The sequence below is a fragment of the Actinoalloteichus caeruleus genome, assembly GCF_049311605.1.
Classification (GTDB): domain Bacteria; phylum Actinomycetota; class Actinomycetes; order Mycobacteriales; family Pseudonocardiaceae; genus Actinoalloteichus_B; species Actinoalloteichus_B caeruleus.
The window spans coordinates 3,957,939-3,972,615 of record NZ_CP186005.1 but is presented as its reverse complement, the minus strand read 5'-3'; the positions used below and the strand labels follow the sequence as shown (position 1 = coordinate 3,972,615).

Annotated in this window: 11 protein-coding genes and 2 riboswitches; of the genes, 8 read left to right on the top strand and 3 right to left on the bottom strand. The window is 72.1% G+C overall.

The window, feature by feature from the left end; genetic code table 11:
• Positions 1-88: 88 nt before the first annotated feature.
• Positions 89-547 carry a hypothetical protein gene (locus tag ACOJVX_RS15890; protein WP_422646885.1) on the top strand — a complete coding sequence of 153 codons (459 nt, stop codon included), beginning with the start codon at positions 89-91 and terminating at the stop codon, positions 545-547.
• A 161-nt stretch (positions 548-708) separates the two neighbouring features.
• Here ACOJVX_RS15890 and ACOJVX_RS15885 read toward each other — a convergent pair whose 3' ends face one another.
• Positions 709-1,788 carry a ribonucleotide-diphosphate reductase subunit beta gene (locus ACOJVX_RS15885; protein ID WP_016700898.1) on the bottom strand — a complete coding sequence of 360 codons (1,080 nt, stop codon included), beginning with the start codon at positions 1,786-1,788 and terminating at the stop codon, positions 709-711.
• 94 nt (positions 1,789-1,882) lie between these two features.
• Complete coding sequence (locus ACOJVX_RS15880) at positions 1,883-4,435, bottom strand: ribonucleoside-diphosphate reductase subunit alpha (protein ID WP_245588793.1); 2,553 nt, start codon at positions 4,433-4,435, stop codon at positions 1,883-1,885.
• A gap of 161 nt (positions 4,436-4,596) precedes the next feature.
• Positions 4,597-4,855, bottom strand: a riboswitch (cobalamin riboswitch).
• A gap of 215 nt (positions 4,856-5,070) precedes the next feature.
• On the opposite strand from ACOJVX_RS15880, the gene ACOJVX_RS15875 reads away from it, so the two are divergent.
• The 4 genes from ACOJVX_RS15875 to ACOJVX_RS15860 are packed head-to-tail and all read left to right on the top strand — an operon-like array spanning position 5,071 to position 8,865.
• Positions 5,071-6,135 carry a metal ABC transporter solute-binding protein, Zn/Mn family gene (locus ACOJVX_RS15875; RefSeq protein ID WP_418154859.1) on the top strand — a complete coding sequence of 355 codons (1,065 nt, stop codon included), beginning with the start codon at positions 5,071-5,073 and terminating at the stop codon, positions 6,133-6,135.
• On the top strand, positions 6,132-7,007 hold the full coding sequence (locus tag ACOJVX_RS15870; RefSeq protein ID WP_422646884.1) for a metal ABC transporter ATP-binding protein: 876 nt from the start codon (positions 6,132-6,134) through the stop codon (positions 7,005-7,007). Before ACOJVX_RS15875 ends, ACOJVX_RS15870 begins: the two co-directional genes overlap by 4 nt.
• Complete coding sequence (locus ACOJVX_RS15865; RefSeq protein WP_103056533.1) at positions 7,004-7,942, top strand: metal ABC transporter permease; 939 nt, start codon at positions 7,004-7,006, stop codon at positions 7,940-7,942. The genes ACOJVX_RS15870 and ACOJVX_RS15865 overlap by 4 nt, the downstream gene beginning before the upstream one ends.
• Complete coding sequence (locus ACOJVX_RS15860) at positions 7,939-8,865, top strand: metal ABC transporter permease (RefSeq protein ID WP_422646883.1); 927 nt, start codon at positions 7,939-7,941, stop codon at positions 8,863-8,865. The genes ACOJVX_RS15865 and ACOJVX_RS15860 overlap by 4 nt, the downstream gene beginning before the upstream one ends.
• Positions 8,866-8,883: 18 nt before the next feature.
• Here ACOJVX_RS15860 and ACOJVX_RS15855 read toward each other — a convergent pair whose 3' ends face one another.
• On the bottom strand, positions 8,884-9,426 hold the full coding sequence (locus tag ACOJVX_RS15855) for an acyl-CoA thioesterase (RefSeq protein WP_026418741.1): 543 nt from the start codon (positions 9,424-9,426) through the stop codon (positions 8,884-8,886).
• 111 nt (positions 9,427-9,537) lie between these two features.
• Positions 9,538-9,790, top strand: a riboswitch (cobalamin riboswitch).
• A 135-nt stretch (positions 9,791-9,925) separates the two neighbouring features.
• Between ACOJVX_RS15855 and metE the strand changes: the two genes are divergently transcribed.
• From metE to ACOJVX_RS15840, 3 genes are all read left to right on the top strand, one after another.
• Complete coding sequence (gene metE, locus ACOJVX_RS15850) at positions 9,926-12,250, top strand: 5-methyltetrahydropteroyltriglutamate--homocysteine S-methyltransferase (protein ID WP_051313934.1); 2,325 nt, start codon at positions 9,926-9,928, stop codon at positions 12,248-12,250.
• Between the two features lie 152 nt (positions 12,251-12,402).
• Positions 12,403-13,488, top strand: coding sequence for an S-(hydroxymethyl)mycothiol dehydrogenase (locus ACOJVX_RS15845; RefSeq protein ID WP_035292035.1), 1,086 nt, complete (start codon positions 12,403-12,405; stop codon positions 13,486-13,488).
• Entirely contained in the window at positions 13,488-14,117 is a 630-nt protein-coding gene (locus ACOJVX_RS15840; RefSeq protein ID WP_422646882.1) for an MBL fold metallo-hydrolase, read from the top strand. Before ACOJVX_RS15845 ends, ACOJVX_RS15840 begins: the two co-directional genes overlap by 1 nt.
• Positions 14,118-14,677 lie beyond the last annotated feature (560 nt).

Genomic DNA, 14,677 nt, shown 5'->3' with positions numbered 1-14,677 from the left:
GAGGGCGCGGGGGTGCGCCGCCCTCCTGGCGGTCCTGCTCGCCATCGCTGGGTGTTCCGGCGGACCTACCCGCGACGGTCCGTTGCTGGTGGGGGGTAACGCGGATGCCGAGCCGTACGCGCGGGACTGCATGCCGCTGCACGCGGGGCCGACGGGGACCAGCAGCGTGGGGCCCGTCGTGAACGACGGGACCACGAGCCTGACCGTGACCGGCGTCGAGTTGGTGCGGCCGGTGGACATGAGCCTCGTGGAAGGGGTGTTCGTCCCCCGGGAGCAGCCGTACAACACCGTCCCGTACCCGCCTCCTCCCGACAAAGCTGGGGAGGGGTGGCCTGATCGGGTGGTGGCGCCGGGTGCGGTGCTGGGGCCGGGGGAGGAGTGGTGGTTCGCCGTGGGGTTGCGGAGTGAGGGGCCGAGGGCGGCGACCGAGCGGATCAGGATCGACTACGAGGACGCGGACGGTCGGGCGTACTACGCGCTGACCGGGACCTCGGTCGCCATGCGGGAGCAGTGCATCGGCGTGGAGATCGACTGGCCGGACTGGTGACGCCCGCTCGCGACATCATCCCCGCTGGGGGCTGATCGGCCCCGACATGACGAATCCCCGGACCCGTGCGTCGGGTCCGGGGATTCGCCCTCGCGGGCAGCCAGGCCGCCGGTCGTGCCGCGCGCCCCGTCAGGGGCCGGGGTCCTCGACCCGGCGGGCGATCAGTCCCAGTCGAGGGCGGCGCCGCTCTGGTACTCGGTGACCCGGGTCTCGAAGAAGTTCTTCTCCTTCGTCAGGTCCATCATCTCCGACATCCACGGGAACGGGTTGTCCGTCTCCGGGAACACCGGCTCCAGGCCCAGCTGGGCGCAGCGGCGGTTGGTGATGAAGTGCATGTACTGCTCGCAGGACTCGGCGTTGATGCCGAGGATGCCCCGGGGCATGGTGTCGCGGCCGTAGGCGACCTCCAGGTCGCAGGCCTCCCGCAGCATCCCGCGCACCTCCTCCTGGAACTCCTCGCTCCACAGGTGCGGGTTCTCGATCTTGATCTGGTTGATCGCGTCGATGCCGAAGTTCAGGTGGATCGACTCGTCGCGCAGGATGTACTGGTACTGCTCGGCGATGCCGATCATCTTGTGCTGGCGGCCCAGCGAGAGGATCTGCGCGAAGCCGGTGTAGAACCACATGCCCTCGAAGATCACGTAGAACGCGACGAGGTCCCGCAGGAAGGCCTGGTCGGCCTCGTGGGTCCCGGTGCGGAACTCCGGGTCCTCCAGGTTCTGCGTGTAGTTCAGCGCCCAGGCGGCCTTGTCGGTGATCGAGGGCACCTCGCGGTACATGTTGAACAACTCGCCCTCGTCGAGGCCGAGGCTCTCGCAGATGTACTGGAAGGTGTGGGTGTGCACCGCCTCCTCGAAGGCCTGGCGAAGCAGGTACTGCCGGCACTCCGGGTTGGTGAGGTGCCGGTAGACGGCCAGCACGATGTTGTTGGCCACCAGCGACTCGGAGGTGGCGAAGAAGCCGAGGTTGCGCTTGATGAGGCGGCGCTCGTCGTCGGTGAGGCCGTTCGGCGACTTCCACAGCGCGATGTCGGCCTGCATGGACACCTCGGTGGGCATCCAGTGGTTGTTGCAGCCGGCCAGGTACTTCTCCCACGCCCAGTGGTACTTCAGCGGCAGCAGCTGGTTGACGTCGGCGCGGGCGTTGATCATCGCCTTGTCGTCGACGCTGACGCGCTCGGCGTCGCGGACGATCTCACCGAGACCGGTGGTGTCGGTCGAGGGCGATTCGGTGTTGGTCACGTCCTGGTCCTTTCCAGAGTTCGGTGGGGGAGCGCGGTGGGCGCTGGAGCGGGGCCGCCGGCGATGTCGGTACGGCGGCCCCACCCGCCAGTCGTCACTGGCAGGCCTCGCACTCCTGGTCCTCCACGGAGCACGCCGCGCCGTCGGCGTCCTGGGGCTTCGCGGGAGCGGCCGGCGCGGGGGCGGCGGCCGGGGCGGCCGAGGCCGAGGGCAGGTTCGGCGACACCGCGTTGAGCTTGCCGTCCGTGCCGCGCAGGGTGCTCTTCTCCACCGCGGTGGCCGCGCGGGACCGCAGGTAGTAGGTGGTCTTCAGGCCGCTGCGCCAGGCCAGCCGGTACAGGGCGTCCAGCTTGCGGCCGCTGGGGGCGTCGAGGTACAGGTTCAGCGACTGGGCCTGGTCGATCCACTTCTGCCGGCGGGAGGCGGCCAGCACCAGCCAGGACGGGTCCACCTCGAAGGCGGTCGCGTAGAGCGCCTTGAGGTCGGCGGGCACCCGGTCGATCTGGCCGAGGCTGCCGTCGTAGCGCTTGAGATCGCTGATCATGTCCTCGTCCCACAGCCCCCGCTCCTTGAGGTCGTGGACCAGGTGCGGGTTGACCACGGTGAAGTCACCGGACATGTTGGACTTGACGAACAGGTTGCGGTACAGCGGCTCGATGGACTGGCCGACGCCGCAGATGTTGGAGATCGTCGCGGTGGGGGCGATGGCCATCACGTTGGAGTTGCGCATCCCCTTGGTCCGCACCCGCTCGCGCAGGGTGTCCCAGTCCAGCCGGGTGGTGCGGTCGACCTCGAAGTTCTCGCCGCCCCGGGCCTGGGCGACCAGTTCCAGGGAGTCGATCGGCAGGATGCCCCGGCTCCACAGCGAGCCCTCGAAGGACTCGTAGCTGCCGCGCTCCTCCGCGAGGTCGCTGGACGCGGAGATCGCGTAGTAGCTGATCGCCTCCATCGTCTCGTCGGCGAACTCGACGGCGGCCTGGGACGACATCGGCAGCCGCAGCGTGAACAGCGCGTCCTGGAAGCCCATCAGGCCCAGCCCGACCGGCCGGTGCCGCAGGTTGGAGGTCCGGGCCTCGGGGATGGTGTAGAAGTTCACGTCGATGACGTTGTCGAGCATCCGCACGGCGGTGCGCACGGTGCGCTCCAGGCGGGCCTGGTCGACCCGGGGGACGCCGTCGCCGTCCGGCCGGATGTGGTTGGCCAGGTTGACCGATCCCAGGTTGCAGACCGCGACCTCCTCTGCGGAGGTGTTCAGCGTGATCTCGGTGCACAGGTTCGAGGAGTGCACCACGCCCACGTGCTGCTGCGGCGAGCGCAGGTTGCAGGGGTCCTTGAAGGTGATCCACGGGTGCCCGGTCTCGAAGAGCATCGTGAGCATCCGCCGCCACAGGTCGACGGCGCGGATGCGGCGGTACACCTGGATCTCGCCGTTGTCGGCGGCCGCCTCGTAGGCCAGGTAACGCTCCTCGAAGGCGGGGCCGGAGAGCTCGTGGAGGTCGGCGACCTCGTCCGGGGAGAACAGCGTCCACTGCTCGTTGGCGGCCACCCGGCGCATGAACAGGTCCGGCACCCAGTTCGCGGTGTTCATGTCGTGGGTGCGGCGGCGGTCGTCACCGGTGTTCTTGCGGAGGTCGAGGAACTCCTCGATGTCGATGTGCCAGGTCTCCAGGTAGGCGCAGACCGCGCCCTTGCGCTTGCCGCCCTGGTTGACGGCGACGGCGGTGTCGTTGGCGATCTTCAGGAAGGGGACGACGCCCTGGGACTGGCCGTTGGTGCCCTTGATGTGGGCGCCCATCCCCCGGACCGGGGTCCAGTCGTTGCCGAGCCCGCCGGCGTACTTCGACAGCAGCGCGTTGTTGCGGATGCCGTGGAAGATCCCGCTGAGGTCGTCGGCCACCGTCGTCAGGAAGCAGGAGGACAGCTGCGGGCGGGTGGTGCCGGAGTTGAACAGCGTGGGCGTGGAGCACATGAAGTCGAAGGACGACAGCAGCTCGTAGAACTGGATCGCCTTGCCCTCGCGGTCGTCCTCCCGCAGCGCCAGCCCCATCGCGACGCGCATGAAGAAGGCCTGCGGCAGCTCGAAGCGAACGCCGCGGTGGTGCTGGAGGTAGCGGTCGTAGAGGGTCTGGAGACCCAGGAACTGGAAGTCGAGGTCACGCTCGGGGCGCAGCGCGCGCCCGAGGCGGTCCAGGTCGAACTCGGCCAGTTCCGGGGCGAGCAGCTCGTGCTCGATCCCCCGGTGGACGAAGGCGGCGAAGGTCTCGGCGTAGCGTTCGGCCATTTCGGACTGGCTGGCCTGCTGGCCGGGTCCGAACAGGAACTCCAGTGCCTCGCGGCGGAGCTTGTCCAGCAGGAGGCGGGCGCTGACCAGCGAGTACTGCGGCTCGTTCTCCACCAGTGTCCGGGCGGCCATGATCTGCGCGGTCTCGAACTCGGCCGAGGTGATCCCGGGGTAGAGGTTGCGGACGGTCTCCTCCACCACGACCCGCTCGCTGACCCCGTCGAGACCGGCGCAGGCCTCGGCGACCACCAGCCGGAGGCGGTCGGCGTCGAGTGGCACCACCTGTCCCTGGGGGTCCCGCACGGTGAGACCGGGAGGGACCGAGGGGCCGGGTTCTGCGGCGGGGGTGGGGGACTGGCTGGCCAGTACGGTCACGACGCTCTCCTCGCGTGCTCGGCTGCGGTGACTTGCGGAGGGCGCGACGCGCGGGCATCGCGGACGGCCGTGCCCCAGACACGGTTCCGTCCCGCGAGACTGCCCGCCCGGCCCACCCTCGAAGCCGTCCGAACGACAGCGCACCCCTGGTGTCGGTGCGCGTGCTGACGGCAGGTCTTCGGACTCGTGGGCGCTCCGGCCGCCGTTGGCCGGCTTCTACTGGCCGTCGCTTCCCGGCGCCCTGGCCGGGCTCCAGTGCTTCTCGAGGCACCCGGTCCCCAGGGTTGGGCGCCATCGGACGGCGGTCGTTCCCACTCACCGCTGCGGGGCAGTTCCGGACTCGCACCGGATTCCCTCTTGCCTCGGTCGGCCCGTCGTCGGGCCTCCCGAACCATCAGCGGCCAAGAGACTACATGTTGGGGTTCGTGCCTCGCGCACCCCCAATATGGTGGCGTGTTGCCGGTTGTGATGCGTTATATTCCCGGCTGCCTCATAACCGGGTACGGTGACTTTGGGTGTGGATCTTCATGACTGCGAGTAGCGATTCGCTGGTCACGTGCGCGCGCGACACGGTGTCCCCGATGGGTTGACCAGCGGGCGTAATGATAATGATTTTCAACTAGGGTGTGGGGTTGTCGGCGGCGGTGATCGCCGCCGGCCAGCACGACCGGGAGGACATCGTGCCCGACGAACGACCAGGCTCCGCCACCGACCGGAGGTCGGCCCGACGCCGCCGCGCCAGGGTGATCCTGATCACCACCCTTGTCGCCGTGGTGGCCACGATCGGGTTGATCGTGTTGGCCCTGCGGCCCACCGACGACACCACCGCGAGAGCCACCGGTGACGAGGCCGGCCTCCGCGTCGTCGCCACCACCAACTTCCTCACCGACACCGTCCGGCGGATCGGCGGCGAACACGTCGACGTCGCGGGACTGATGGGCCCCGGAGTGGACCCCCACCTCTTCCAAGCCAGGGCCGGGCACCTCCACCAGCTCCGCGAGGCCGACCTCGTCCTCTCCGTGGGACTGCACCTGGAGGGCAACCTCCAGACCGTCCTCGACGGGCTCGGGGACACCGCGGTCGTCAGGGTCGCGGAGAGCATCCCGGAGTCGGAACTGCTCGCCGCCCCCGACACCGAGCCGGGGGACGGCGAGTTCGACCCGCACGTGTGGTTCGACGTCAGCCTCTGGTCGAGGGTGGTCGAAGGGATCAGGGACGCCCTGGTGGCCGAGGACCCCGAGCGCGCGACCGCCTACCGGGACGCCGCCGACGAGTACCTCGTCGAGCTCGCCGACCTCGACGAGGAGGTCCGGGACCGCCTCGCCGAGATCCCCGAACAGCGGCGCGTCCTGGTCACCTCGCACGACGCCTTCCGCTACCTCGGACGTGCCTACGACGTCCAGGTCGAGGCGATCCAGGGGATCTCCACGGTGGACGAGGCCACCACGGCCGACATCGACCGCGTCGCGGCGCTGATCGCCGAACGGGGAGTGCGCGCCGTCTTCGTCGAGTCGAGCGTGTCCGGGCAGAGCCTGGAGGCCGTGCTCGCCGCGGCCGGCAGCAGGGGCGCCGAGGTGACCGTGGGCGGCGAGCTCTTCTCGGACGCGGCGGGAGCGGAGGGCACCCCGGAGGGCACGTACGTGGGGATGGTGCGCGCCAACGTCGACCAGCTCGTCGAGGGGCTGCGGTGATCCCGGTCGGGGGCGGGACCCCGGGCGGTCAGCCGGTCAGTCACCAGGGGTCCGCCCTCACCGCGACCGACGTCCGCGCCGGGTACGGCGGCGCGGACGTGCTGGACGGGGTCACCCTGCGGGTACCGGCGGGTCGGCTCGCCGCCGTGGTGGGACCCAACGGGGCCGGCAAGTCCACCCTGGTCAGGGCGGCGCTCGGGCTCGTCCGGTCCAGCGGGCGCTTCACCCTGCTCGACGACACGCTCCGCGCGGTCCGTCGACGCGTCGCCTACGTCCCGCAACGCGACGCCGTCACCAGGGACTTCCCGATCACGGCCGGCCAGGTGGTCGAGATGGGGCGCTACCCCCGGCGCGGCTGGTTCCGTCGACTCACCGAGGAGGACGACGCCGCAGTCGAGGGAGCGCTGCGGCGCACCGGTGTGCTCGACCTGGCCGACCGCCCCCTCGACGAACTGTCCGGTGGGCAACGCCAACGTGTCTTCCTCGCCAGGGCGCTGGCCCAGCGGGCCGACCTCCTCGTGCTGGACGAACCCTTCGCCGGGGTGGACGCCCGCACCGAGGCCGCACTGCTCGACCTGCTCACCGAGCTCTGCCGCGACGAGGGGCGCTCGGTGATCGCGGTGCACCACGACCTCCGCACGGTGCGCGAGCGCTTCGACCACGCCGTGCTGCTCGCTGGTCGGGTCCTCGCCGACGGTGCGCCCGCCGAGGTGCTCCGCCCGGAGCTGCTGGAGCACGCCTACGGCCTCGCCCCGCTGCGCGGGGAGACCGACCAGCCGGGCGCGCGCGCCCCCGCCGGCGTGGCCGCGACCGACCCCCCGGACGGACCGGGGTGGACCCCGGTGACGACAGACGGGGGCCAGGACCGGTGAACTGGCTGATCACCTCGCTGCCCCTGCCCTACCCGGAGGCGGTCGTCGCGGTGGGGGCGGCCGTCATCGGACTGGTCGCGGGTGCGCTGGGTCCCCTGGCTGTCCTGCGGGGCAGGAGCATGTTCGGGGACGCGATGAGCCACGGCACCCTGCCGGGGGTCGTCCTGGGCTTCGTGGTGGCCGGCACCAAGAACCTGCCGTTGATGCTGTTGGGTGCCGGGCTGACCGCGGCCCTGGCCGCGCTGGCCGTGATCGGCCTCGAACGGTACGCGGGCAGCCGCCCGGACGTCGCCATCGGAGTGGTGCTCTCCGCCGCGTTCACCACCGGGATTGTGCTGCTCACCGCGCTGGCCGGCACCGGGAACGCGGGCCAGAGCGGACTCTCCGACTACCTCTTCGGCCAGCCCGCCGGCATGGTGGAACGGGACGTCGTCCTGACCCTCGTGGTAGGGGGGTGCGCTCTGCTGGCGGTCGCCGTCTGGTTCCGCGTGCTGCGCACCGCCGCCTTCGACCCGGGATTCGCCGCCGTCGCGGGGGTGCCCCGCTGGGCCGTGGAGGCGGCCAGCACGGTCCTGCTCGCGGTGGCGATCGTCCTCGGCGTGCGCACGGTCGGCGCGGTGCTCATGGTCGCGCTGCTCGTGGCCCCCGCCGTCGCCGCCCGGCAACTCACCACCCGGCTCGGTGCCCTGCTGACCCTGTCCGCCGCCGTCGGGGCGACGAGCGGAGCCGCCGGAGCGCTCCTCGCCGGACGAGCCGAACTGCCGGCCGGCCCGGTCATCGTGCTGCTGGCCACGTCCGCCGCCGTGCTCGCCGTGCTGTTCGCGCCTCGTCGCGGGGTGCTGGTCCGGACCCGCCGGCCCCGTGCCGCCGGCTCGACTCCCCGCGCCCCGCACGATCCGGGGGCGCGGTCCCGAGTGACGGGAGGCGCCCGGTGACCTCCGACGACCTGGTCATCGTCCTGACCGCCGGCCTGCTGGCCACGTCGTGCGGCCTGCTCGGGACCTTCCTGGTGCTGCGCGGACGCGCACTGCTGCCCGACGCGGTCAGCCACGCGGTGCTGCCGGGGATCGTGGGCGTCTACCTGGTGACCGGGGGCCGGGACACGATCGCCATGCTGCTCGGCGCGACGCTCTTCGGCGTGGTCTGCGTGCTCGCCTTCCAGGCGCTCCGCCGCAGCGGGATCGTCGCCTCCGACGCCGCCATCGCGCTCGTCTTCCCCGCGCTGTTCTCGCTGGGCGTGCTGGGCGTCAGCCAGTACACCTCCGGGGTCCACCTCGACCTCGACTCGACCATCTACGGCGAGCTGACCTTCGCGCCGCTGCGCACCCTGGACCTCGGGGGCACCCAGGTGCCCCGGTCCCTGCTGATCACCGGTGCCGCCGCCGTCGTCGTCCTGGCCGTCGTCGTCCTGTTCTGGCGTCCGCTCGTGCTCACGAGTTTCGACCCCGAGTTCGCCGAGGCCACCGGAATCAGGGTGCGGCTCGTCGAACGGGGGCTGTTGGTGCTGGTCGCGGCCGTGGCCGTGACCGCGTTCGAGAGCATCGGCGCCATCCTGGTCGTGACGTTCTTCGTCGTCCCCTCGGCCACGGCCCAGCTGGTCGCCCGGCGGCTCGACAGCATGCTCGGCATCGCCGTCGCCGTGGGCTGGGTGAGCGCGCTGCTCGGGCAGCGGGCCGCCGTGCGCCTGGACAGCTCGGTGGCCGGCTCGATCGGACTGGCCGCGGTCGGGCTCTTCGTGGTGGCCCTGGTGTTCGCCCCGCGACGGGGTCTGCTGTGGCGGCGGCGCGGACGGGGCCCCCGCGACAGCCCGACCCGCCGCTCCGGGACGAGCGCCGGCCCCACTGCCCGACGGGGCTAGGGGAGCGGCCGGCTGGGATCAGCCGCCGTTCGGGTTCCTCGGGTTGTCCGTGCGGTGCTGGCGGATCGCCTCCCGCCGGGCCAGGCGGTGCTGGCGGCGGATCTCGGCCTCCGCCCACCGCCGGCGGTCATCGGGCGTCACCGGCGTCAGCGGGGGCACCGGACGCGGCCGGTTCTCGGCGTCGACCGCCACGAACACGAGGTAGGCACTCGCCACGTGGGTCGCCGGGACGGACTCGTTCCACCGTTCCGCCACCACGCGCACCCCGACCTCCATCGAGGTGCGGCCCGTCCAGTTCACCTGGGCGCTGGCGTGGACGAGATCCCCCACCTTCACCGGCACCAGGAACAGCATCTCGTCCATGAAGACCGTCAGGGCCGTGCCACCGGAGTGCCGGCCGGCGCACGCGGCCGCCACGTCGTCGACGAACTTCATGATCACGCCACCGTGCACCGTGCCGTAGAGGTTCGTGTCGGAGCCGGTCATGATCTGGCTGAGCGTGGTCGCCGCCGCGGAGTTGGGCTTGCCGGGAAGGGGTGTGCCGGGCGTGTCGGAGGGCATGCCCCGAGCCTAGGTCCCCGCTCATCCCCCACGCCCGCCGACCGTCGGCGCAGCTCACGAGCCCGACCGTCCACCATGTGCGACGCCGGCCGAACGGGTCGGTTTTCTCGCTACGATGCGGCCGCTGGTGGTTCGCGAGGCCCCGAGGGGCCGGACGGAGCAAGAGGGAACCCGGTGCGAGTCCGGGACTGCCCCCGCAGCGGTGAGCGGGAACGAACGCCGTCCCCGTCCCGGTCGTGAGACCAGGGCGGGAAGAGCACTGGACACCCCGACGGGGCGCCTGGGAAGCGACGGCCAGTAGGGGCCGACCAGCACGGTCGGCGTGCCCGCGAGTCCGAAGACCTGCCACCGGCGTGCGCGTCGCCCGGCGCGCACCGGTCCGGACCCGGTGGGAGGCACGACCGTCTGCCCCAGGCGCCCGCCTGGCGCGTGGCTCCACGGCCGCGCGGGAACACCGCCTCCCCGGCCGGACGTGGTACGAGCTCGCGAGGAGAGAGCAGTGACCGACGTTCCGACCACCCCCCGCCCCGCCCCGACCCCGTTGGGCTCGACCGTGCTCGGCTACCCCAGGATCGGCCGCGACCGTGAACTCAAGCGCGCCGTCGAGGCGTACTGGGCCGGGCGGATCGACCAGGACGAACTCCGCCGGGTCGGCGCGAGCATCCGGTCCGAGACGTGGACCGGCCTGCTGGAGGCAGGCCTCGGCTCCGTCCCCGGCAACACCTTCTCCTACTACGACCAGGTCCTCGACACCGCCGTCATGCTCGGCGCGGTCCCGGACCGTTTCCGACGGCTCGGTCTCGACCCGCTCGACACCTACTTCGCCGCCGCCCGGGGACGTGGCGACGCGGCCCCCCTCGAGATGACGAAGTGGTTCGACACCAACTACCACTACCTCGTCCCCGAACTGGGCCCCGACACCGAGTTCTCGCTGTCGGACGACAAACCGGTCGCCGAGTACCGGGAGGCCAGGGCGCTGGGGGTGACCACCAGGCCGGTGGTGCTCGGGCCCGTGACCTTCCTGCTGCTGGCGAAGCGCGCCGAGGACGCGCCGGAGGACTTCACCCCGCTGAGCCTCCTCGACCGGCTGCTGCCCGTCTACGAGCGGCTGCTGACCGAGCTCGGCGAGGCGGGTGTCGAGTGGGTGCAGCTGGACGAGCCCGCCTTCGCGGCCGACCGCTCCGAGGGCGACCTGGCCGCACTCCGCGCCGCCTACGACCGGCTCTCCGCCGTAGCCAACCGCCCGGCGCTGCTGGTCGCCGGCTACTACGGCGACCTCGGCCCCGCGCTGGGCGTGCTCGCCGACACCGGAGTGGAGGCCGTGGCCGTCGACCTGGTGGCCGGCCCCTCCTCCGTGGACGACCTGACCGGGCTGAGCGGCCTGCGGACCAAGACCGTCCTCGCCGGCGTCGTCGACGGCCGCAACATCTGGCGCACCGACCTGGACGCCGCGCTGGGCGCCTGCGCCACCCTGCTGGGGGTGGCCGGCTCGGTGCACGTCTCCAGCTCGGCACCGCTGCTGCACGTGCCCTACGACGTCCGTCGCGAGACGCGCATCGACCCCACCGTCCGCTCCTGGCTGGCCTTCGCGGAGCAGAAGGTCGCCGAGGTCGTCCTGCTCGAGCGCGCGCTCACCGGCGGGACGGGGGAGGTCGCCGAGGAACTGGCCGGCGCCCGGGAGGTCCTGGCCGGCCGGTCCAGCGCCGCCGGTCGCAACCACCAGGTCCGGGCCCAGATCGACGCGTTGCGGCCCGAGCACCGGACCCGGGGCGACTACGAGGTCCGCGCCAAGGCCCAGCAGGACAAGCTGGGGCTGCCGCCGCTGGCGACCACCACCATCGGCTCCTTCCCGCAGACCGACGACATCCGCAGGGCGCGCGCGCTGCGCCGGGCCGGCCGCCTCTCCGAGGACGAGTACCGCCGTCGGATGCGGATCGAGATCGAGCGGGTCATCCGCTTCCAGGAGGACATCGGCCTGGACGTGCTCGTCCACGGTGAGCCGGAACGCAACGACATGGTGCAGTACTTCGCCGAGCACCTCGACGGGTTCGCCGCCACCGAGCACGGCTGGGTGCAGTCCTACGGTTCCCGGTGCGTGCGACCCCCGATCCTGCACGGGGACGTCAGCCGTCCCGCCCCGATCACGGTCGACTGGAGTTCCTACGCCCAGAGCCTGACCGACCGCCCGGTCAAGGGAATGCTCACCGGACCGGTGACCATCCTGGCCTGGTCCTTCGTCCGGGACGACCAACCGCTCGCGGACACCGCCGCCCAGGTGGCGCTGGCGCTGCGCGGGGAGGTCCGCGATCTCGAGGCCGCCGGTCTGCGGGTCATCCAGGTCGACGAACCGGCGCTGCGGGAACTCCTGCCGTTGCGCGCCGCCGACCGCGCCGCGTACCTGTCGTGGGCCGTGGACGCCTTCCGCCTGGCGACCGCGGGGGTCTCGGACGGCACCCAGATCCACACCCACCTCTGCTACTCGGAGTTCGGGGACGTCATCGAGGCGATCGACGGGCTGGACGCCGACGTCACCACCATCGAGGCCGCCCGATCGCGGATGGAGGTCCTGGCGGACCTGCACGAGATCGGGTACCGACGCGGCGTCGGTCCGGGCGTGTACGACATCCACTCGCCCCGGGTCCCCGCGGTCGAGGAGGTCACCGGCCTCGTGGAGGCGGCGCTCGCCGCCGTCCCAGGGCAGCGGTTGTGGATCAACCCGGACTGCGGGCTCAAGACCCGTGGCTACCCGGAGGTCGAGCCGGCGTTGCGCGCGTTGGTGAGCGCCAGCGCGACCGCGCGCGCCGCGCTGGCCGGCGCCGAGTGACGGACTGACGGGGGACGGCCGGCAGGTGGCCGGCGAGTGCGCACCACCAGAACGTGGCGGTGGCGCTCGTCGGCCACGTCCAGCAGGATCTACCTCTGGCCGTGGCCGCCCGTCCCGGGCGGCCGAGCACCACGCGAGGGAGGTCCGGTCCGTTGCCGCACGAGGTTCGCGGAGTCGTGTCCAGGAGCAAGGACGCGCCCGTCACGGTGGAGACGATCGTGGTACCCGACCCGGGGCCCGGGGAGGCGGTGGTCCGCGTCCTGGCCTGCGGGGTCTGCCACACCGACCTGCACTACCGCCAGGGCGGGATCAACGACGAGTTCCCCTTCCTGCTCGGGCACGAGGCCGCCGGCGTCGTGGAGGAGGTCGGCGAGGGCGTCACCGACCTCCGGCCGGGGGACTACGTGGTGCTGAACTGGCGCGCGGTGTGCGGGAAGTGCCGCGCCTGTCGGCGAGGCCGCCCCTGGTACTGCTTCGACACGCACAACGCGGCCAGGAAGATGACCCTGGCCGACGGAACACCGCTCACCCCGGCGCTGGGCATCGGGGCCTTCGCCGAGAAGACCCTGGTGCACGCCGGGCAGTGCACCAAGGTCGACCCCGCCGCCGAACCGGCCGTCGCGGGCCTGCTGGGCTGCGGCGTGATGGCCGGCATCGGGGCCGCCATCAACACCGGATCGGTCGGCCGGGGCGACAGCGTGGCGGTGATCGGGTGCGGGGGCGTTGGCGACGCCGCGATCGCCGGGAGCAGGCTCGCCGGGGCGTCGACGATCATCGCCGTCGACATCGACGAGCGGAAGTTGGAGACGGCGCGCCGGTTCGGCGCCACCCACACCGTGGCCGCGCGTGAGGTCGACGTCGTGGAGCGCGTCCGCGAGCTGACCAACGGCTTCGGCGCGGACGTCGTCATCGACGCCGTCGGGCGGCCCGAGACCTTCCGCCAGGCCTTCTACGCCCGTGACCTGGCCGGAACCGTCGTCCTGGTGGGGGTGCCCACTCCGGAGATGACCATCGAACTGCCGCTGCTGGACGTCTTCTCCCGGGGCGGGGCGGTGAAGTCCTCCTGGTACGGCGACTGCCTGCCCGACCGGGACTTCCCCATGCTCATCGACCTGTACCTCCAGGGACGGCTGAACCTCGCCGACTTCGTCACCGAGCGGATCTCGCTCGACGACGTGGAGGAGGCGTTCGAGAGGATGCACCACGGCGACGTGCTGCGCTCGGTGGTGATGCTCTGATGGCCGCCTCGATCGAACGTGTGGTGACCTCGGGCACCTTCAGCCTGGACGGTCAGGACTTCGACGTGGACAACAACGTCTGGCTCGTGGGCGACGACCGCGAGGTGCTGGTCGTCGACCCGGCGCACGACGCGCGGGCGGTGCTGGCCGCGGTGGGCGACCGCTCGGTCGTGGCCGTCGCCTGCACCCACGGCCACAACGACCACATCAACGCCGCGGTCGAGGTCGCCTCGGCGACCGGCGCTCCCGTGCTGATCAACCCGGAGGACCGCCACCTCTGGGATGTCGTGCACCCCGGCCGGGCACCCGATGGTGAGCTGGTGGACGGTGCCGAGCTCACCGTGGCCGGTCTGACCCTGCGGGTGTTGGCCACGCCCGGGCACAGCTGGGGTTCGGTCAGCCTGCACGTGCCCGAGCTGACCGCGGTCCTGACCGGTGACACCCTGTTCCAGGGCGGCCCCGGTGCCACCGGACGGTCCTTCTCCGATTTCCCGACGATCATCGCCTCGATCCGGGACCGCCTGCTGACGTTGCCGGCGGAGACCGTCGTCCACACCGGGCACGGGGACACCACGACGATCGGAGCGGAGGCCCCGCACCTCCAGGAGTGGATTGACCGGGGGCACTGACCTCCGGCCCGTCACCCGGGTGGCCCTCGGGGTGACGAACGGGCGGTCCGACCGGCCAGCGCGCCCTCGGCGAGGGGTGGTCGGTCGGAACCGCCCGTCGGCCCGATCCCCCTCCCGCCGACGTGGCCCCGTCACCGCCAGGGGAGCTCCGGGCCTCCGACGGGAGCCCGCCCACTCATCCGGTCCGGCTCCGGCGCCCCCGAGTTCCCTCGGGTCCCCGCCCGCGACGTCGGGAGCCGGCGGGCGGGTTCACGGCTCCTGGCCCCTGGCGGGACCGTCCCTGCCAGCGGTGCGCCGGCTCCCCGGTGTGTGGGGACGCCGGACGTGGCGGCGACGGGAGACGGAGAGAGCGGGGAAGCGGAGCCGTGCCATCGCGATCCTCGCCGGCCGTGGGCCGGCTGGCGGTAGGCTGTGGTCGTTCGGGCTCGCGGTGTCGACACCCAGTGCCGGGATCGGCGAGAACGGGGTGTGGACGAGGGATTTGCCCACCACCTGGGTGCCTCCCCTGCGCCCAAGTGGTGGACTGCCCCCCAGCCCCCAGACAAGGAAGACCGGTGCCC